Here is a 19,524-nt window from a genome sequence, read left to right on the forward strand (position 1 = left end):
AAACAGGGTCTTCGGACTCTGTTTTTGACTGGAGGAAACATGCAAACTGTATTTCAATATCAAAAAGAGGGGGATCGTGAGCAGATTAGTTCTTACGTTCTGCTTAGCAACTCCCCACGTCGTAAACAATTATTGGGATTTTTACAACCACAAATCGCATCAGTTGAAGTGGATGAGCGTGGTATCGAAGAACATTTTATGAAACAATTCGCTACAGATGATTTTCTCACTCGAGCTGCAAAAACTTGTTGTGAAATTTCCAAAGCTAAATCGGACATGGATTTGGTAACTGGTCATCTCTACATTTCTGCGGATACAATCGTCGTGTCAGATGGGCAAATTTTTAACAAGCCTCAAGATTTGACAGAAGCTGAAACCATGTTACGTTCCTATTTTGGAAAGAGCCATCACGTAGTAACATCTGTTTGCCTACGGACAAGTGATTCATTGGAAGTTTTTTATACGGTTGCACAGATTGATTTTGTCGACTATTATCCAGCCCTTGAAGAGGTTATTCAATCATATATCCGTGAAAAGCAGCCACTGGATAAGGCCGGTGCATACGGTATTCAGGAGCTTGACCCACGCTTTGTAGCAGGTATTTCTGGGGATGTTCACACCATTATTGGTCTGCCTGTAGCCGAAGTTTCCCGCAGGATTTTTTCTGAAGAAGGTTTTGAAAAATAGCAGAGCTCAATAGCTAGTTTGTGGTATAATAGTGGTCGAAAAGGAGAGTTTATGACCGTCGACATTGAAAGATACAAGCAATTGGCCCAGCAGAAGCAAGGAGAACATCGAAAATTTCTAGTAAATTTGAAGAAAAAAGCACCTAAAAATTTGGATAGAATTGTTCAAGATATTCATGCCGAAGTATTTTCTGAAATCGACTGTACAGAGTGTGCCAACTGTTGCAAAACGTTGGGACCGCTCTTTACAGAAGCAGATATTACCCGAATTGCCAAGCATTTACGCATGAAACTTCCAGTTTTTGAGGATATGTATTTGCGTGTGGATGAGGACGGAGATAAGGTATTTCAATCCATGCCCTGTCCTTTCCTTGGAGGCGATAATCTATGTAGTATCTATGATGCTCGTCCTAAAGCCTGTCGAGAATTTCCGCATACCGACCGCAAGAAGATTTATCAAATCAATAATTTAACAATAAAAAATACTCTAATTTGTCCCGCAGCCTATCTCTTTGTCGAAAAGTTACGGGAGAGAATTTAAGAGGAACAAGTAAGACAAAATATTGATTTTCTGCTATAATAATAAAAAAATAAGCCGTTTTTACAGCCAGAACGTAGACAAACTCCTAAAAATATAAAAATTTGAAGAAGTTTGCGAAAGATAGCAAGTTATTAAACTCTTAGAAACATTGATATTTCGGCGTTTCTGAGAGTTTTTAATTTTCAACATAAAGAAAAAAGATTGAAAAAAATTGTCCAAAATGGGCTTTTTCTTCAATCTAAAGCCGTTTTTACGGCTTTTTTCAATGAATCATATTTAGGAGGACCCCATGGCAATTATTCAATGGTTGAATTATAGTTAAATGAAATAAAATCAGTACATTATATCACAAATGTACTGTTTTTTGTTACATTTTACTATAACATTAAAGAGAAGTATTTCGTTTTGGATTGTCTTAATGTCCTCTTTATAAACAAGGGAGTAAGTATTGACCTTCTTGGCAATTTGGTTGACATTAGTGGAGGTCTTTGAAAGGAGATGTTGTAACTCTCTAAATGGTTGCATATCGACTTCATAAATCGATGTTTGAAGGATACACTTGAGGACGAAATGCCGCATTGATTTTGACCGAGATTGTCCATATTTTTGTCGCACTTGAGAGAGTTCTTTATCCGAAAGTCGAATTTTTAACTGGTTTGGTCTAGTACGTTTTTCCATAATCTATGCCTTTCTATTGGGGTCTTAGGGTTCTCCCTAACAAGTATAGCCATTTGAATTAACTTTGATACATCGTCACTTTCGGCTTGCCATACTCTAGTATAGCCTGCACCTCAGTTCCTTGTCTGAAAGCTAATTCATTCGACTATAAAATGTAACGAAAAAAGCAGGGCCAAAGGCGTCTGCTTCGTTAATTTTATCGTAAGTGGGTACCCACTTACTGTGCTTGCTACAAGAGTTTAAAGTTGTAGAGCGGTAAGCTGATATATAGTTTGTATTATTAGTCGGCAATCCATTCAACTTCATATTTTTCGGCAGAAGTTAATAAGGATTCATCAGGTAGCTTGTCTGAGATTATGGTTTTATATTGTTTTAGATTGTTAATTTTGAAAAATCCGGACATCCGAAATTTCGAACTATCAATCAGTAATATTGTCTCTTTAGCCTTGTCAATAATAGATTTTTTTGCAATGGCTTGACTGAAAGAAGCTTCATAAACATATTCTTCATCAATTCCCCTTGCAGAACAAAAAGCAAGGTCTATACTAAAATGTTCAAGAAGACTATTTTCCATACTATGGTTTACGACTGAGGCAGAATGGTGTTTGACCTCACCGCCAGTGACAAATATTTTCATTGTTGGATTAGAAAGTTCAGAAAGCAACTGAGCAGTATTAAGTCCATTCGTAAAGATAATTAGATTGTCAATTGTTGAAAGGAACGGACATAATTCATAAACAGTTGTGCTTGAATCCAAGTATATACACATCCCTGGTCCAACAAAATCTTTTGCAAGCTCAGCAATGATTTTCTTTTCTGACCTATTTTCAGTCTCTCTGATACTATGAGCAAGCTCGACGGTATTAAATGCGTTTAGCACCACTTCCCCATGTTTTCTTTTGATGAGACCTTGTTCTTCAAGATAGATTAAATCTCTACGAAGAGTTGATGTACTTGAGAAAGTTAATTTTTCAAGTTGTTTTATATCGATTCTCTTTTTACTGTGAAGAATATTTGTAATTTCTTTTAATCGTTTATCTCTACTCATACTAACACCTCTTGAGTATATAATAACATATTTTGAACAAAAATGGCGATTTTATGTCAATATTTTGAATAATTTTCAATATACTGTTCAAGTATTGTAATAGAAGTTTGTATATATTAAAATAAAATCATGAAAGCGGTAACAGAAAGGAGGTTCAAATGAAAACTGTATTGGCTATTGACCTCGGAGCTACGTCGGGAAGAGGAATCCTATATTCTATTGAAAATGGAAAACTGATTTCGAGAGAAGTTCATCGATTCAACAATTCAATACAAAAAGTGAAGGGAAGACTGTGTTGGGATATAGAAAGCTTGGTAAAAAGTGTTAAAAAATGTATCAGAATGTCTCAAGAACAGTCAGAATTATCTTCTGTTGGAATTGATACATGGGGTGTTGATTTTGCATTATTGGATGTAAATGGAGAAATGATTGCTCAACCAGTATCCTATCGAGATAGGCGAACTGAATCAATATTAGATGAGATTGCAAGATATTCTTCTCTAAATGATTTGTATTTTAAAACGGGTAATCAGTTGATGGAGATTAACACACTATTTCAATTGATAGCTTGTAAATCTCAGACCCCCGAAGAATATTTCAAAGCTGATAAACTGTTAATGATTTCAGATTACTTAAATTTTGTATTGACAGGTGAGGTCGCAATTGAAAGAAGCATTGCTTCCACAATGCAAATGATTAACCCATTGACACAAGACTGGAATCATGAAATTTTAAAAACATTTGAAATTTCAGAATTACTTTTACCGAAACTAGTATCCGAAGGAAATATACTTGGTAGTATATCGGACGAAATATTGAATAATGAAATAACAGTAATCAATGTCTGTCAGCATGATACAGCAAGTGCGGTAGCAGCGATTCCACATGAAGAGGAAAACTTACTCTATGTCTCTTGTGGAACTTGGTCACTTATCGGGACAGAACTGAAAGGCCCAATACTTACCGATAGTGCACTGAAGTATAATTTCACAAATGAAGCTGGCTATGATGGGACTACTAGATTTTTGAAAAATTGTACTGGACTTTGGATTATTGAAGAATTAAAAAAATCGTTCTTAAAATTAGGAAAAGATTTTTCATACGACGAAATTACAGAGATGGTGAACAATGTGGAAAGTTGTGTTCCAACATTTGACACAGATGCTTCGACATTCGCAAGTCCAGGTAACATGATTGAAAAAATTGTCTGTTATTTTTCAGATAAGGGGATAAAAGTATCAACAGACCCAGCGATTCTATTTAAGATAGTTTATCAAAGTTTGGCTGAAAAATATAAAGAAGTCATCATACAATTGGAAGAGATAACAGGGAACATCTATAAGAGAATTGACTTAATAGGCGGTGGTTCCAAGTCAGAATATTTCTCACAATTAGTAGCAGATGTTACAGGTAAGACGGTGGTTACTGGTCTGTATGAAGCAACCTCAATCGGTAATGCCCTCGTTCAATTTAAGGCACTTGGCTATGTTGAAGATATGAAAGAAGCCAAGAAACTTGTAAAAGAGTCTATAACATTTAACCATTTTTATCCAAAGAAGGAGGAAAAAAATGACACTTTATCCTAAAATTGGAATCCGTCCGACTATTGATGGTCGACAGGGCGGTGTAAGGGAATCCTTAGAAGAAAAAACCATGCAAATGGCTCTGGCTGCTAAGGATTTGATTGAGTCCAATTTGCGTTACGCAGACGGAACCCCTGTTCAATGTTTGCTGGCCAGTCGAACCATTGGTGGTCAAGGGGATGCAGGGATTGTCTATGATGAGTTTGCTCGTGACAATGTAGTTGCAACCTTATCTGTCACACCAAGTTGGTGCTATGGAACAGAAACCATGGATATGGATCCACATACGATTAAAGCTATTTGGGGCTTTAATGGGACAGAGCGGCCTGGAGCAGTTTATCTAGCCGCAGCCATGAGTGGCTACGCTCAAAAGGGTTACCCAGCATTCAAGATTTATGGTCATGATGTTCAGGATCTGGATGACAATAGCATTCCTGCAGATGTGGCTGAAAAAATCTTGCTATTTGCCAAGGGAGCCATTGCTGCTGGTCAGATGAAAGGCAAGTCCTATGTCAACATTGGAGCTTCTTCAATGGGAATTGCGGGTTCTCAGGTTACCACTTCCTTCTTTGAAGACTATCTGGGAATGTTGGTCGAATTTGTGGACATGACTGAGATTCTTCGCCGTATGGAGTTGGAAATCTACGATAAAGAAGAATATGAAAAAGCTCTTGCTTGGATTAGGGAATATTGCAAAGAAGGTGTTGACATCAATGTAGGAAAGGAATTCCCAGAAGTGATTACCAAGTCTAAGGTGATTCCAGCAGACAAGGATTGGGAATTTATTGCCAAGCAAACCTTGATTATCCGAGATATTCTCTTTGGAAATCCTCGCTTAGCAGAGATTGGCTGGGAAGAGGAAGCTCGTGGCAGAAATGCAATTTCAGGTGGTTTCCAAGGTCAACGTCAGTGGACAGACTGGTTGCCAAACGGTGATTTTGCTGAAGCGATTCTGGCTTCCACTTTTGACTGGAATGGTCCACGTCCTGTGACTGCCTTTGCAACAGAAAATGATACTTTGAATGCGACCGCCATGTTATTTGGAACCCTCCTAACCAATAAGGCTCCAATTTTCTCTGATGTTCGGACTTATTGGAGCCCAGAGGCGGTCAAACGGGTGACAGGTCAAGAGCTAACAGGTAGGGCTAAGGATGGCATCCTCCACCTTATTAACTCAGGAGCTTCAGCTCTTGATGGAAGTGCAGCAGCACGAGATGAAGCTGGTCAGCCAACCATGAAAGAGTTCTGGAATATGACAGAGGAGGATATAAAAGCCTGTCTGGAAGCGACAGATTGGTGTCGAGCAAACTATGAATATTTCCGAGGAGGTGGCTATTCTTCTCACTTCAAGACTCAGGGGGAACTTCCTGTGACCTTGATTCGTGTCAATCTAGTCAAGGGTGTTGGTCCAAGTTTACAAATTGCAGAAGGCTACACCTGTCCATTGGATGATGAAGTGCACCGTATCTTGGATGAGCGGACAGATAAAACATGGCCAACAACTTGGTTTGCTCCGAATCTTGGAGAACCTGGTTTTGAAACGGTCTATGATGTCATGAATCATTGGGGATCTAACCATGGAGCCTTTGTTCATGGACACATTGGTGCAGAAGTTATCACTCTGGCTAGTATGTTGCGAATTCCTGTAGCCCTCCACAATATTCCAAGGGAACGAATTTTCCGTCCAAGCATTTTTGACGGTGTCGGCACTAAGGATTTGGAAGCGGCAGATTTCAAGATGTGTGAGGTTTTAGGGCCGCTATATAGTAAATAGAAGGAGAACACTTTATGTTCATGGAAAAAGAAAGAAAGGAACTTATAAAGTACGGCAAAAAGTTAGTTACTGAAGGCTTAACCAAGGGTACTGGTGGGAATCTGAGCGTATTTAACCGTGAAAAAGGTCTAATGGCAATCACTCCATCTGGAATTGATTTCTTTGAAATCAAGGAAGAAGATATTGTCATCATGGACTTGGAAGGACAAGTAGTCGAAGGTGAAAAGCTTCCTTCTAGTGAGTGGTATATGCACCTGATTCAATACCAGCAACGAGAAGACCTTGATGCAGTCATTCATGCCCATACCACTTATGGAACTGTTTTGGCAGTACTAAGAGAGCCGTTACCAGCTAGCCATTATATGATTGCGGTAGCTGGTAAAGATGTCCGAGTAGCAGAATATGCCACATATGGGACTAAGGAATTGGCTGAAAATGCTGCGGAGGCTATGAAAGACAGACGTGCAGTCTTTCTTGCCAACCACGGTATCTTGGCTGGTGCTCAAGACTTACTAAATGCCTTCAATATCATTGAGGAGATTGAATACTGTTCTAAAATTTATTGTGTTGCCAAAAGCATGGGAGAACCAATCATCCTCCCAGATGAAGAAATGGAATTGATGGCTGAAAAATTTAAAACTTACGGACAAAGGAAATAAGACGGAGGAACATAAAATGAAAAAAGGTTTGTTGAAATGCGGAGCATTGTGTTTATTTGCTTCAGTGATTCTAGCTGCTTGCGGATCGTCATCAGGAACTAGTTCAAGTTCTGAAAAAGCAGCAAGTGGTGATGATACAGTTTTAGAGTTCTATCATGGCTATCACCATAGCGAAGAAGAATGGCCAGCTGCTAAAGTTATGCGTGATCTTTATGATGAATTTGCGAAAAAACATGCAACCGGTGATGTTGAATTTAAACCAACTCCTGTGAACGGAAGCTTGACAGACATTATGAATAACAAGGTTGCAAGTGGCGAGTTTCCAGATATGATTGACTTGGCTGGTAACGATGTTTCGCTAGCAGCTATTGAACAAAGTTTGGTTCTGGATTTGAAACCATATATCGATGATAATGGATTGGAAAAAAATGTTGGTCTAAACTATACACAAAATGATGTGAACGGAAAAATCTATACAGTCCACGACCAATTATTAACCTTAGGTCTTTGGTACAATGCAGATATTTTCTCAAAAGCTGGGGCTAAAACTCCTGACCAATGGACCAAGTGGAGTGATTTTACTGAAGCTATGGCCTTGGTTCGTAAACAAGGAGTATATGCCTTTGGTGCAGGAGAGCCGGCAATTCGTCTCTTTAACACTGTACTTGGCTCATCTGAAGCTGGCCGTAAACTATTAGAAGGTCCTCTAACTTCTGAAGGAATTGATTCAAAAGAATTTGCAGAAGCACTTAAATTGGTTATGACAGAAGTGCAAGCAAACGGTTCAGCTAATGCAGGCGGCGATGCCAACGTTTATTCAACTGATTTTACTGAAAATAAATCAGCAGTCTTCTTCAACGGTGTATGGGCTGCAGGTGGTTTGAAAGATAATGCAGCTTTGAAACCAGGATTGTACGCTGGTAATGTTGCGATTAGTTCAGCTGGTGGCGGTATTACAATTTCAAGTAAACTATCTGAGGAAGAAGAAAAACTTGCATTGGAATTTGTAAAATACATGACCAGTGACGAGGTTCAAACTACAATTTTCGAAAAAGTGGGAGCGAACCCAGCTAGCCAAGCGATTGATACTGCTCAAATTGCAAGCGGTTCTGACGACGCTACTGTAAAACTCTTAGGTGAAGCGACATCTATGGCAAACAATGCAGATGTAACTGTTCCTACTGTTGTATCTGTTTGGGGTGGTGACGTTCGTACTGCAATTATCAACGCATTGACCGAAAGTGCTGCTGACGGTGTCAATATCGATCAGAAAGTAAAAGAAACACAAGACATCTTGAAAGCCCTTATCGGCTAAAATAACAGGGCTAAGGATGTATTCCTTAGCCCTTTTTTAGAAAGTGAGTATTTTATGGCAAAGAAAACCATGACCTTACAAAATAGGAAGGCACAGAAACAACGATTTATTTTTCTATTTTTACTCCCGACATTAGTTTGTTTCTTTCTCTTCTACTTTTATTCGGTGGTAACTATTTTTGCAACATCCTTTACTAAGTGGGATTATACGAATTTAACCAGCCCAGAATTTCTAGGTTTTGGCAATCTTTTTGCCAACTATAAGTACATTTTTAGTGAATATCCTTTCTTTTTGGAAGCACTGAAAAATTCAATTACATGGGCAATTATAGGTGTAGTAGTTCAAGTCCCATTAGCTTTATCAGTTGCTATAGCCTTATCAAAAAAATTGGCTGGTTGGAAACTATCTCGAAACCTTTATATCATACCTAGTATTATTTCTAGTGCCGCAATGGGTTTGATTTTTCTTCAAATCTACAATCCAAATTATGGAGTAGTTAACCAAGTTATCCGCTTTTTTAACCCTGAATTTTCGGATGCGATTTTATTGACACCTGGCTTGAATATTATTGCGATGACTTGTGCTTATATTTTCTTTGCAGGGACATCGACAATAATGATATTGGGTCAAATCTTCGCCATTCCACAAGAGATCCATGAAGCAGCAATACTAGATAACATTACAGGGTGGAGAAGAGAATGGTATATCACCATTCCAATGATAAAAGAAACATTAAAGACAGTTTCGATTATGGCCGCAACTTCGGGTTTCCTATTGTATAACGAAGTATTCTTCCTAACAAATGGTGCAGCTGGAACAAAAAGTATCAGTTTTATCATAAGGGAGTTAGCGGTATCTAGTTCTCGTACACAATATGCCAGAGCTAACACTATAGGTGTGATTCAGATTTTAGGCGGAATGCTAATCATTTTGTGTATCAATCTGATATTCAAAGAAGGTAAACGTAGAAAGTGAGGTAGAGCATATGGACAATCGTTTGAATGGCCTTTCTAAGTCAGGGAAATTAATTATTTACATCTATATGGCTATTACTTGTTTAATTTCAGTGTTTCCAATTTTATGGATATTTCTATCCTCATTAAAAGCGGATCCTATGAAAAATCCAGGCATTAGTTTGCCAACTGATTTAAGTTTTGATGGTTATATCAAGGTTTTTACTGAGTTACATGTATTGGACTATTTTTGGAACAGTTTTAAAGTTGTTTCCATATCTGTGATTATCAGTATTATCATGATTTCCATGTCATCTTATGTTATTGCTCGGATGGATTTCCGTGGGAAAAAGCTGATAACAGCAATGTTGTACTCCACTCTATTTATCCCTGCAACAGCTATGACTTTCCCTGTCTATCGTTTGGTAAATGTTTTGGGGATATATAATACGCCAGTAGCTCTGATTTTTGTCTACTCTTGTAGCGGTATTGCCATGAGTTTCTTTATCATAAAGAATTACTTTGCAATAATACCTAAGGAGTTGGAAGAAGCTGCTGAAATTGATGGAGCGAGCTATGCCCAGACATTTTGGAAAGTAATGTTACCTATTGCTAGACCTGGTATTTTAACAGCAGCAATTTTAGCTTTTATAAATAACTGGAATGAATACTATTGGGCATCAATGTTGATCATCAATAAAGATGAGCTGACGGTTCCAGCCTTGCTTGGTCAATTCACAACTAGCTTTAATACTAACTATAATGGTCTCTTTTCAGCAATTGTTGTGATTATCTTACCACCAATTTTACTATTTGCATTTGCAAGTAAATACTTTATTGAAGCCCTTGGAGGAGGAGCAGTAAAAGGATGACAAAAAATAGTTTACAAGAAATTAACAAACGTACAGAGTGGTTCCAAAAAGACCGCTTTGGAATGTTCATTCACTGGGGGCTCTATTCAATCCCTGGAAAAGGGGAGTGGATCCGCAGTCATCAACAATTATCCATTGATGACTATCAGCCATATTTTGAAGCATTTAATCCTGTAAAGTACAATCCGAGAGAGTGGGCGAAGGCAGCAAAAGCAGCAGGTATGAAATATATGGTCTTGACCGCCAAGCACCATGATGGATTTTGCTTGTTTGACTCAGCCTATACTGACTACAAATCTACAAATACACAAATCAGGAAAGACTTAGTAGCTGAATTTGTTGAATCAGTACGAGAAGAAGGATTAAAAGTAGGTCTATACTTCAGTCTGATAGACTGGTATCATCCAGATTATCCGAAATATGGCGATATGATTCATCCTATGCGTGAGAATGAAGCCTTTAAAGATGAGAAGGTTGACTTTGACAACTACTTGACTTTCTTACACAATCAAGTGGAAGAAATCGTCACCAAGTATGGAAAACTGGATATTCTATGGTTTGACTACTCTTATGGAGAAATGTTCGGTGAAAAGTGGCGTGCAACAGATTTGATTAAGCTTGTACGCAAGCATCAACCAGATGTAGTTGTTGACAATCGTTTAGAAACATCAGGAGAAGGATTTGGCAGTATTGTAACAGATGAAATCAATATCTATTCTGGAGACTTTGTTAGTCCTGAGCAGCTTGTTCCGCACAAAGGGATTAGAAATATCCACGGCGAGCCAATTCCTTGGGAACTTTGCTTAACAATGAATAATAACTGGGCCTACAATCCTACGGATCATTTCTACAAATCGTCCAAGACACTTATTCGTAAGTTGGTTGAGTGTGTAAGTAAGAATGGGAATATGATTCTGAATGTAGGTCCAGATGCACTAGGTGTTCTCAATCAAGAAAGTCAAGATATTTTAAGTGATTTTGGAAAATGGTTAGATAAGAATGGTGAGTCTATTTATGGTTGTGGCGTTAGTTCATTACCTAAACCAGAATGGGGCTACTATACTCAAAAAGGGAACACGGTGTATGCTCATGTCTTCGAACAGCCAATTGGCCCTCTTGCCCTGATTGGTATCGATGAAAGCAAAGTCAAAAGAATAAGTTTCCTCCATGATGGAAGTGAAGTGAAGATTTCTAAGAGTTGGACCACTAATGCGTATGAAGGGATTTGCTTTGCACAGTATGGTGATATTCCTCACTTTACTTATCCATTGCCAGATAGCATTGATAGTGTGATAAAAATTGAATTAGTAGGTGATGATAGTGAAGATTGAAAATAAAAATGTAGCACGCTATTTTAAATTAGAAGATGGGAAGTTTTATACTTCCCATCTCTTGAATAAAAAGGTCAACGAGTCTATTGGGAACGAAAAATGTACGGAATTTGTTGTTACTTACTGTGATGGCAGCCAACTCAAATCGGAAGAATTTACGGCCCATGTTGTCGAGCAAACCAATGAAAGTATTCTGGTAAGTTTTCATCATTCTGAAATCCAATTGACCATTCTATATTCAGTTCGTGAAGACGTTCTTGTCAAAGAGGTGACGATTCTGTCATCCATAAATACAATCAACTATATTGATGTGGAACGGTTTAGTTTTACAAATTTAGAACATGTCTATCTACCTAAAAAGCAAGAAGATATCAAAGAAATGGCTGGATTTTCTGGTTATTATGTAGAGTTGGGACAGCCAATTTATGCCAAGTCTTTCTTTTTTGGCATGGAATTTCCAATGGGGGAGAATAGGATAGAAGACCAGACCTATTTTTCTCGCTATTATGTTGGACACGAGATTAAAAAACCTAAGAAAATCTGGCCGGTTGTTATTGGTGCATCGTCTGGGTTTGATAAGTCAAGTATACAAAAAGACTTCTTTACTTACATTAGTGGTATAGCCCAACCAAGTTATTTCAGAAAACAATACAATTCTTGGTATGACCATATGACTGCAATTGATGAAGGAATCATTGTAAAAAGTTTTGAAGAAATTTCACATGGCTTTGAAGATAATGGTGTGAAGTTGGATGCCTATGTCGTTGATGATGGCTGGTGCGATTACCAAAGTGTTTGGGAGTTTAATGAAAAGTTCCCTAACGGTCTAACAAAGGTAAAAGCTCTCGTAAATAATTTAGGTGCAAGTCTTGGTCTTTGGATCGGACCACGTGGAGGCTATAACGGAACAGAAGTTATCATGAGTGACTGGTTGGAGGCCCATCCAGAATTCGGTAGCAAGAATACCTTGTCAAATGATGTCAATATTGGTGATTTTAATTATTTGGAAGGCATGAAGCAAAAAATGTTGGATTACCAGAAAAAATATGATATCAGCTATTGGAAAATCGATGGTTGGTTGCTGAAGCCAGATAAGCCAGACCCTAGTGGTGAGTTTGCCATGCACACTATGACTCCTGTCTATGAATTCTTGATTGACCTCTTAAAAGATTTAAGGGCAGAGCGAGGAGATAGAGATTGCTGGTTGAACTTGACTTCCTATGTTAATCCTAGCCCATGGTTCTTACAATGGGTCAACAGCCTTTGGATACAAATTTCACAGGATGTTGGCTTTACGGAAAATGCTGGGAATGATATTCAACGGATGATTACCTACCGTGATTGCCAATACGAAGAATTTTTGACCAAACGAGATATTCAATTGCCTCTTTGGAGCCTTTATAACCATGAGCCTGTCTATGCGAGTACGGCTCATACCTGGTACATGGACCATCAAATGTATGCAAGTGTAGAAGAGTTTGAAGATTATCTGATGTTTATTTCTACTCGTGGGAATGCTTTCTGGGAGTTCCATTATTCCTATACAATGTTTGATGAGGAGCGATGGAAAGCCAATGCTCGTGCAGTCAAGTGGATAGAGGACAATTACGCGACCCTAAAACACAGTCAAATGATTGGTGGGAAACCGTCAGCGTTTGAAATTTATGGTTACAGATGTATTGATGAAGAAGCAGGGAAAGAAATTCTTTCGCTTCGGAACCCAGCTAGTCATTCAGCCACTATTCAGTTAGATAATATCAATCTTTCCGACTATCAATTGGTTAGAGGAGATTATACAGCTCTGACAGAAACAGAGTATGAACTAGCTCCATATACAATTCTGATTGCGCAGAGAAACTAGGAGGGTGATATGGCAGTTAAATATGCTTTAGGTGTAGATATTGGCGGTACAAAAGTTGCTGTGGGACTGGTAAATGATACAGGTCATGTGGCTTATAGTCTAAAGGTGCCAAGCAATAAAGAGTCGTCAGAAACCTTATTTCAATGCGTGTGTACAGCTATTCGAGAACTACTAAACAGTCAGCAACTGAATATTGAGGATGTTTCAGGGATTGGTGTTGGCTTGCCGGGAAAAGTTGATGTTGAAAATGGAATCGCAGTTTTTCAAAATAATATTCCATGGGAGAATTTTCCTGTTGTTAAGCGACTTCAAGAAGAATTTGGAAATATTCCAATAAAAATTGACAATGATGTGAAAGTAGCAGCGTATGCTGAGTATAGATTACTGTCTCTAGAAGCCAATGATATGTTTGGTTATATCACAATTTCTACTGGTATCGCAGCTACAAATATCATAAACAACACAATTCTAAGGGGTTCTGGCTTTGCGGGTGAAATTGGATTTATGCCAGTTAGAAGTTTCGGAAGAACAAGTGGTCTAGAAATCTCTTGCTCTGGACCAGCTATTGAACGCCAAGGGAAGCAAATGTATGGTGAAGATTTGTCAACCAAGGCAGTGTTTGATAATTGGCGTCAAGGTGATATTACAGCATCGGCTATTATAGCTAATGCGAGAGATGGATTGGTCCAAGCAATCCATAGTATGATTTGTTTACTTGATCCAAAAATCATTGTTTTGGGTGGTAGTGTAGCACAAAATAACCCAGATTTTATCGATGACATAAAGACAGTTTTGAGACTATCTTTACATCATGAACAAAAACATATTTTAGAAAATATTATCATCTCAAAAATTGATGGCGGCAATAACGGAATAATTGGTTCTGCATTCCTAGTCCAATAATATAAAAGATGCTAGTAGGAAATTTGAAGAATTGAATATCAACTGTTAAACATAATAGTTAAGTAATAAAAATTGAGCAAAATTTCAAGATGTAAATCATGAAATTTTGCTCTTTTTTTAAGTGAAACCAGCAATGGAATTATTCACTTACTAAATGGGTAGGAAATAAATTTACAAAGAGAGTTTCAAGTATGAATAAGACACGAAGCCCTCCAAATTGTCAAAAAAATATATAGCATTTGGAGGAATACTATACTCTTAACCGCTGGTTAAAGGAAATGAGAGAAATGAAAAGGTTTCGTTACTATATATTGCACCCCTCCCATAAAATCGTATTTATTAATTTAGATGGTTTTCAAGAGTTTCTTGAATGGAAACAAAAGCGGTAATTCAGAATAAATCATGGTATAATATGAATTGGTTAAATTCTATAATTGTATCGATTTTCTATTTTGATATAGAGAATAACGATGTTTTATAGAACTAAAACTAATTCAAAAGGAAAAATTCGATATGAAGTAGTTGAAAAATATAAAGATCCACTAATCGGGAAATGGAAGACCGCAATAGTTTCATATTACAAGAATTCGAGTCGAGCACGTAAACAGGCTGAGCTGGAATTGATTGAAAAAATTAAAACATTGTAGGAAAAAACTAAATCTTCTTTTTCTGTTTCCGAAATAAAAACGTTTGGAGAATTGAAAGAAAGTTGGTTCAATTCTTGGTCTGTGTCTGTAAAAAACAAACAATTGATAGAGAATATAGATTTTTCTACACATCAATTTTTTACTAGTAAGCATTCGAAAATGGCGAGTGAAATGATTGAAACCTCAAAAGCTGAAAAAATTGTTCTAACAGTGCAGGAATTTAGAGAGAAACTTCATTTATCGAATAGCTATCAACCTCGACATATTTCGGCAAATATTCTACCTAAGATAAAAAAGAACTTACAAAAGTTTATCCTAATTTTGAACTTTTGACTATTAAGAAAAAAGGTAAAGTATTGGCATATGAAATATCTTGGTAACCGAAACTTTGGTGCCTATTTGGTGCCTAGATGAAAAATTAATAAGTCAAGGGCCTTAAACCCTTGCTACGAAAGGATTTTTACTACATGGCAATTATTCAATGGTTTCCGGGCCATATGTCCAAGGCTCGTCGGCAGGTACAAGAAAACATCAAGCACGTTGATTTTGTGACCATTTTGGTCGATGCCCGCCTGCCCTTATCCAGCCAAAACCCCATGTTGACCAAAATTGTTGGTGATAAGCCCAAGCTCATGATTCTCAACAAGGTCGATTTGGCAGACCCTGTTTGTACCAAAGAATGGCAGAGCTACTTTGAAGGTCAAGGCATCCGTACCCTTGCTATTAACTCAAAAGAGCAAGCGACGGTGAAAAAGGTGACCGACGCAGCCAAGAGCCTTATGAAAGAGAAGATTGAACGCCTACGCCAAAGAGGTATTCAAAAAGAAACCTTGCGGACCATGATTATCGGTATTCCAAACGCTGGAAAATCCACTCTCATGAACCGTCTGGCTGGTAAAAAAATCGCTGTTGTCGGCAACAAACCAGGTGTGACCAAGGGTCAACAGTGGCTCAAGTCTAACAAGAATCTTGAAATCCTTGATACACCAGGTATTCTCTGGCCTAAATTTGAGGACCAGGAAGTTGGTCTCAAGTTGGCTCTGACTGGGGCTATCAAGGACCAACTTTTGCCTATGGACGAAGTCACCATTTTTGGTTTGGACTACTTCAAAGCCAACTACCCAGAACGTCTACAAGAGCGGTTCAAGGGCATGGATTTGGAGCAGGAAACACCTGAACTCATCATGGACTGGACAAAAAAACTAGGCTTCCGTGATGATTATGACCGTTTTTATAACCTCTTTGTCAAGGACGTTCGGGATGGTCGCTTGGGTACTTATACATTAGACAGGGTGAGTGACTTAGATGGCAACGATTAAGGAAGTGACTGCTCTGCTGGCTCAGGTAGACAGTCTGGACAGTCCAGTCTGGGACCAACTGGCTCAGGATGATCGAGCAGGGGTCCAGGCTGCCATTAAGAAACGCCGTAAGGATCTGGAAAAAGAAGCAGCAGAAGACGCTCGCTTAGAAGCTATGCTATTCTACGAAAAAGCCCTTTATGAAAATGGGGCGAAGTTCATCGCTGGTATCGACGAAGTCGGCCGAGGGCCTCTAGCAGGTCCGGTGGTGGCAGCGGCGGTTATCTTGCCCAAAGGGTGCAAAATCCGCTACCTCAACGACTCCAAGAAAATCCCTAAGTCCAAGCATGAAGCAATCTACCAAGAAGTCATGGAGCGAGCGGTGGCAGTCGGTGTGGGAATAAAAGATGCAGCTGTCATCGATCAGGTCAACATCTACGAGGCGACCAAGTTAGCCATGCTGGAGGCTTTGGGGAAATTAGGCCAGAAACCTGACCACCTGCTCATCGATGCTATGAAGTTGGATACCTCCATACCGCAAACCTCTATCATCAAGGGGGATGCCAACAGCCTGTCTATCGCAGCGGCCTCTATCGTGGCCAAGGTGACGCGGGACAAGATGATGACAGACTATGACAAGGAGTTCTCAGGCTACGGCTTCGCCAAGAATGCTGGCTATGGAACGGCAGAGCACTTGGAAGGCTTGAACAAGCTAGGTATCACGCCCATTCACCGCAAAACCTTTGAGCCCATTAAGTCTATGGTAACAGGAGGAAACTAGTTGTGACAGTCTTTTTCTGGCTATTTTTAGCTGCTATCGGTCTGTTTGCTCTCGTCTATTTCTGGGAGCGGCGGTCGATTTTTATCTCACTGTTTGCCTTGAACATCCTCGTCTGGGCTTTGGCATGGATTATCTCAACAGGCATTCTCGAAAACAATGAAATCTTACGTTTGCTGGCCATAAACATGGCTATGGTGCTCTTTTTAGCCTTGTTAAGTGGTCCATTTGTCTTGCTTTTCACACTTTATCTGAATGGCTTTCAGATTTTGAAGAGAGAAGGGGTTCGCTTCCATAATTTCCTATCCATGGGACTGGCGGTTGCCCTGACTTACTATCTCTTCATCGCTCCCTTTGTGGTTCAATCCCTTTCAGGCATCAGCTTTTTCATCATGCTGTTCCTCTACGTTGGTTTTTTGGTGTCCTATGCTATTATCATCAGCATGCTCTATACCACGTCTAGCTTTGTCAATTTGGTCAATCTTTTCCCAGGCAAGCTTGATTATGTGGTGGTCTTAGGTGCGGGCTTAATTGGTGACAAGGTAACGCCGCTTTTGGCTTCGCGGATTGAAAAAGGCATAGCGATCTACAAGAAACATCCTGGCAGCAAGCTCATCATGTCAGGCGGACAGGGTCCTGATGAACTCCTGGCAGAAGGTCAAGCTATGGCAAATTATGCTATGGAGCAGGGCATTCCTGCGGAAGATATTGTGATAGAAAATCAATCAACTAATACCGAGGAAAACTTGAAATTTTCCTATGCCCTGATGAAACCTGGCAGTCGATTTGCCCTTGTAACCAATTACTATCACGTTTTCAGAGCTCTGCTATTGGCACGACAATTGAAAATCAAGTGTATCGGCTACGGAGCAAAGACAAAATTTTACTTTAGCCTAAATGCCTTTATTCGGGAATTTGTTGGCTATGTGGTCATGAGTCGAAAGACGCATTTGGTATTTTTGAGCATCGTGTCAGTCCTTTATCTGATTGGAATGATTATCAGTTTAATGCATTAGGAGGAAAAATGAGATTTTTTATACGATTTAAAGACTTGATTTGGGCCTATCTCCTTCCAATATTATTTTTGGGGCACTTTATTATCTTTCCAACTGTTGGGATTGATACAGAAAATGCAATTCTTCATTATGACTATTTGTTATTTTCTTGGGAAACAATAGGACGGATTGGTCTAGTTGGTTTGAAAAAACTCTTTTTTCCAACAGGATATTCTCCAATTTTAAATAACCTAATAATGATAATAGGGCTGGGTTTCTTTTTGTACTTTGTAAGTAAAAAATTAAAAGTTCATCTTATTATATTTTCTCTAACTTTCTTATCCTTGCCGATTACTTATTTTCAGATTTATTTTCAATTACAAAATGCAGAAGTGGTTTTTACCTGTTTATTGGTAGTTTTATCTGCTTATTATTTTTCAACATCAACCAACTGGTATACTTGGTTGATTCCGATTTTAATATTTGGATTCGCCATTAGTGTTTACCAATCTTTTCTGGACTTTATAATCGCTAGCACTTCTTATTTTTTACTACAAAATAAGGATACATTGAAACCACGGTTAGTTATATTGAAACTCTTTTTAGCACCTTGTTTTAGTTTGGGGGTGTATTGGTTACTTAACCACTTATTCAATCAACAAAATGGAAATAGTGATTACCTTCATATTTTGTTTTTAAGTAAAGTATCTCTATTGGCGATTGTTATCATAGTTTTTGTTACTATTTATTTTTTATTTGAATTATTTTCGAAAAAGATAGATATGAGCAGTTTTTTTCTTAAATCTGCATTTTATTGTTCACCTTTCTTAACTTTAGCTGCTGTAGGAAATTTGCAATACCGTGCTTTATTTCCTACGTTTCCATTTGTAGTAGGTATTATCTTTTCGTCAATTTATTATGGTAAAAAGAAAAAGCTAAAACATTTCATAGAATTATCCTTGATTACTTTCACAATGATTACAGTCTTTTTGGTATATCAGAATTACCGTCAGTATCAAGACGATCGCAACTTGGCTCAAACAATTAAGAAAGCAATTCCAAACTCTGACTATCGTGTGCAATTTATTGGTAAGTATCAAGGAAATCGAATTCCATTTATTATTGCTGGAGAACCAGTTGGTAAGAGTTTCTTTTGGTGGGATCCTTTACCAAGTCAAGGACGAAGTGATAACTTTTTAAAGTTAGAAGGTGTGAACTATATTCCTTCAACAATAGAAGAGAATCAAGAAATCAGTCAACAATCTATATCGTTTTATACCAATCCAAATACAAGTTGGATACAATTGGATGACGTAAAAAAAGTAGTGTATATTATTTTTGAATAGTTAGTATTATGATGAATCGAATTCAGTTTGTATACTAAGGTATTCTAATAGCAGTAGAAAAACGCATAAAACTATACGTTTCACTTATAACGATGGTTTTATGCGTTTTATTTTTTGTTTATACTGATACTCAGTTAAGTTCAAAAATAGCAAGCGTAAATTATTTATAATACGCAAAACTGTTCTATTTATGTTCGAGTTACGAATCATTAATTTTAAGCATGTTGTTTTCTTTTGAAAAAATTCAAAATCGAAA

The 19,524-nt window shown here is 38.2% G+C and carries 17 protein-coding genes and 2 pseudogenes; 17 read left to right on the plus strand and 2 right to left on the minus strand.

Annotated elements, in window-relative coordinates:
- Window positions 1-39 precede the first annotated feature (39 nt).
- Both P7J58_RS06040 and P7J58_RS06045 read left to right on the plus strand, forming a co-directional pair.
- Window positions 40-687 carry a Maf family protein gene (locus P7J58_RS06040; RefSeq protein WP_408555882.1) on the plus strand — a complete coding sequence of 216 codons (648 nt, stop codon included), beginning with the start codon at window positions 40-42 and terminating at the stop codon, window positions 685-687.
- Window positions 688-738: 51 nt separating this feature from the next.
- Window positions 739-1,227, plus strand: a complete 489-nt coding sequence (locus P7J58_RS06045) for a YkgJ family cysteine cluster protein (RefSeq protein ID WP_024399419.1) — start codon at window positions 739-741, stop codon at window positions 1,225-1,227.
- Between the two features lie 333 nt (window positions 1,228-1,560).
- On the opposite strand, the gene P7J58_RS06050 is transcribed toward P7J58_RS06045, so the two are convergent.
- Window positions 1,561-1,905: a plasmid mobilization protein gene (locus P7J58_RS06050; RefSeq protein ID WP_408555883.1), complete on the minus strand. Its 345-nt coding sequence runs from the start codon at window positions 1,903-1,905 to the stop codon at window positions 1,561-1,563.
- A gap of 280 nt (window positions 1,906-2,185) precedes the next feature.
- Window positions 2,186-2,953, minus strand: coding sequence for a DeoR/GlpR family DNA-binding transcription regulator (locus P7J58_RS06055; RefSeq protein ID WP_029180286.1), 768 nt, complete (start codon window positions 2,951-2,953; stop codon window positions 2,186-2,188).
- A 158-nt stretch (window positions 2,954-3,111) separates the two neighbouring features.
- Between P7J58_RS06055 and P7J58_RS06060 the strand changes: the two genes are divergently transcribed.
- The 15 genes and pseudogenes from P7J58_RS06060 (at window position 3,112) to P7J58_RS06130 (ending at window position 19,268) form a co-directional block, all read left to right on the plus strand.
- Window positions 3,112-4,539, plus strand: coding sequence for a rhamnulokinase (locus tag P7J58_RS06060; protein WP_105100905.1), 1,428 nt, complete (start codon window positions 3,112-3,114; stop codon window positions 4,537-4,539).
- A complete protein-coding gene (locus tag P7J58_RS06065; protein WP_029173302.1) occupies window positions 4,523-6,310 on the plus strand; it encodes an L-fucose isomerase in 1,788 nt (595 codons plus the stop codon). The genes P7J58_RS06060 and P7J58_RS06065 overlap by 17 nt, the downstream gene beginning before the upstream one ends.
- Before the next feature lie 14 nt (window positions 6,311-6,324).
- Window positions 6,325-6,969, plus strand: a complete 645-nt coding sequence (locus P7J58_RS06070; protein WP_408555884.1) for an L-fuculose-phosphate aldolase — start codon at window positions 6,325-6,327, stop codon at window positions 6,967-6,969.
- A 16-nt stretch (window positions 6,970-6,985) separates the two neighbouring features.
- Window positions 6,986-8,284, plus strand: a complete 1,299-nt coding sequence (locus tag P7J58_RS06075; protein WP_004195663.1) for an ABC transporter substrate-binding protein — start codon at window positions 6,986-6,988, stop codon at window positions 8,282-8,284.
- Window positions 8,285-8,338: 54 nt separating this feature from the next.
- Window positions 8,339-9,259 (plus strand): carbohydrate ABC transporter permease, encoded by a 921-nt coding sequence (locus tag P7J58_RS06080; protein WP_004195666.1) that lies wholly within the window; start codon window positions 8,339-8,341, stop codon window positions 9,257-9,259.
- A 10-nt stretch (window positions 9,260-9,269) separates the two neighbouring features.
- A complete protein-coding gene (locus P7J58_RS06085; protein WP_004195668.1) occupies window positions 9,270-10,109 on the plus strand; it encodes a carbohydrate ABC transporter permease in 840 nt (279 codons plus the stop codon).
- A complete protein-coding gene (locus P7J58_RS06090; protein WP_408555885.1) occupies window positions 10,106-11,440 on the plus strand; it encodes an alpha-L-fucosidase in 1,335 nt (444 codons plus the stop codon). The genes P7J58_RS06085 and P7J58_RS06090 overlap by 4 nt, the downstream gene beginning before the upstream one ends.
- A complete protein-coding gene (locus tag P7J58_RS06095; protein ID WP_408555886.1) occupies window positions 11,430-13,301 on the plus strand; it encodes an alpha-N-acetylgalactosaminidase in 1,872 nt (623 codons plus the stop codon). The genes P7J58_RS06090 and P7J58_RS06095 overlap by 11 nt, the downstream gene beginning before the upstream one ends.
- A gap of 9 nt (window positions 13,302-13,310) precedes the next feature.
- On the plus strand, window positions 13,311-14,204 hold the full coding sequence (locus P7J58_RS06100) for an ROK family protein (RefSeq protein WP_004195675.1): 894 nt from the start codon (window positions 13,311-13,313) through the stop codon (window positions 14,202-14,204).
- A 251-nt stretch (window positions 14,205-14,455) separates the two neighbouring features.
- Window positions 14,456-14,593: pseudogene (locus P7J58_RS06105) on the plus strand (DNA-binding protein); the annotation flags it as partial.
- An 81-nt stretch (window positions 14,594-14,674) separates the two neighbouring features.
- A pseudogene (locus P7J58_RS06110) lies at window positions 14,675-14,950 on the plus strand (site-specific integrase); the annotation flags it as partial.
- 368 nt (window positions 14,951-15,318) lie between these two features.
- Window positions 15,319-16,170 carry a ribosome biogenesis GTPase YlqF gene (gene ylqF / locus P7J58_RS06115; protein ID WP_100881409.1) on the plus strand — a complete coding sequence of 284 codons (852 nt, stop codon included), beginning with the start codon at window positions 15,319-15,321 and terminating at the stop codon, window positions 16,168-16,170.
- Window positions 16,157-16,930: a ribonuclease HII gene (locus P7J58_RS06120; RefSeq protein WP_408555887.1), complete on the plus strand. Its 774-nt coding sequence runs from the start codon at window positions 16,157-16,159 to the stop codon at window positions 16,928-16,930. Before ylqF ends, P7J58_RS06120 begins: the two co-directional genes overlap by 14 nt.
- Before the next feature lie 2 nt (window positions 16,931-16,932).
- Complete coding sequence (locus tag P7J58_RS06125) at window positions 16,933-17,943, plus strand: YdcF family protein (RefSeq protein ID WP_408555888.1); 1,011 nt, start codon at window positions 16,933-16,935, stop codon at window positions 17,941-17,943.
- A gap of 8 nt (window positions 17,944-17,951) precedes the next feature.
- Window positions 17,952-19,268 carry a glucosyltransferase domain-containing protein gene (locus P7J58_RS06130; protein WP_029187276.1) on the plus strand — a complete coding sequence of 439 codons (1,317 nt, stop codon included), beginning with the start codon at window positions 17,952-17,954 and terminating at the stop codon, window positions 19,266-19,268.
- The last annotated feature ends 256 nt before the right edge of the window (window positions 19,269-19,524 follow it).

The organism is Streptococcus suis (genome assembly GCF_046032535.1).
Taxonomy (GTDB): domain Bacteria; phylum Bacillota; class Bacilli; order Lactobacillales; family Streptococcaceae; genus Streptococcus; species Streptococcus suis_AK.

Coding starts and splice junctions, on each gene's coding strand:
- P7J58_RS06040 (WP_408555882.1), top strand. CDS start 40: ATGCAAACTGTATTTCAATATCAAAAAGAGGGGGATCGTGAGCAGATT.
- P7J58_RS06045 (WP_024399419.1), top strand. CDS start 739: ATGACCGTCGACATTGAAAGATACAAGCAATTGGCCCAGCAGAAGCAA.
- P7J58_RS06050 (WP_408555883.1), bottom strand. CDS start 1,905: ATGGAAAAACGTACTAGACCAAACCAGTTAAAAATTCGACTTTCGGAT.
- P7J58_RS06055 (WP_029180286.1), bottom strand. CDS start 2,953: ATGAGTAGAGATAAACGATTAAAAGAAATTACAAATATTCTTCACAGT.
- P7J58_RS06060 (WP_105100905.1), top strand. CDS start 3,112: ATGAAAACTGTATTGGCTATTGACCTCGGAGCTACGTCGGGAAGAGGA.
- P7J58_RS06065 (WP_029173302.1), top strand. CDS start 4,523: ATGACACTTTATCCTAAAATTGGAATCCGTCCGACTATTGATGGTCGA.
- P7J58_RS06070 (WP_408555884.1), top strand. CDS start 6,325: ATGTTCATGGAAAAAGAAAGAAAGGAACTTATAAAGTACGGCAAAAAG.
- P7J58_RS06075 (WP_004195663.1), top strand. CDS start 6,986: ATGAAAAAAGGTTTGTTGAAATGCGGAGCATTGTGTTTATTTGCTTCA.
- P7J58_RS06080 (WP_004195666.1), top strand. CDS start 8,339: ATGGCAAAGAAAACCATGACCTTACAAAATAGGAAGGCACAGAAACAA.
- P7J58_RS06085 (WP_004195668.1), top strand. CDS start 9,270: ATGGACAATCGTTTGAATGGCCTTTCTAAGTCAGGGAAATTAATTATT.
- P7J58_RS06090 (WP_408555885.1), top strand. CDS start 10,106: ATGACAAAAAATAGTTTACAAGAAATTAACAAACGTACAGAGTGGTTC.
- P7J58_RS06100 (WP_004195675.1), top strand. CDS start 13,311: ATGGCAGTTAAATATGCTTTAGGTGTAGATATTGGCGGTACAAAAGTT.
- ylqF (WP_100881409.1), top strand. CDS start 15,319: ATGGCAATTATTCAATGGTTTCCGGGCCATATGTCCAAGGCTCGTCGG.
- P7J58_RS06120 (WP_408555887.1), top strand. CDS start 16,157: ATGGCAACGATTAAGGAAGTGACTGCTCTGCTGGCTCAGGTAGACAGT.
- P7J58_RS06130 (WP_029187276.1), top strand. CDS start 17,952: ATGAGATTTTTTATACGATTTAAAGACTTGATTTGGGCCTATCTCCTT.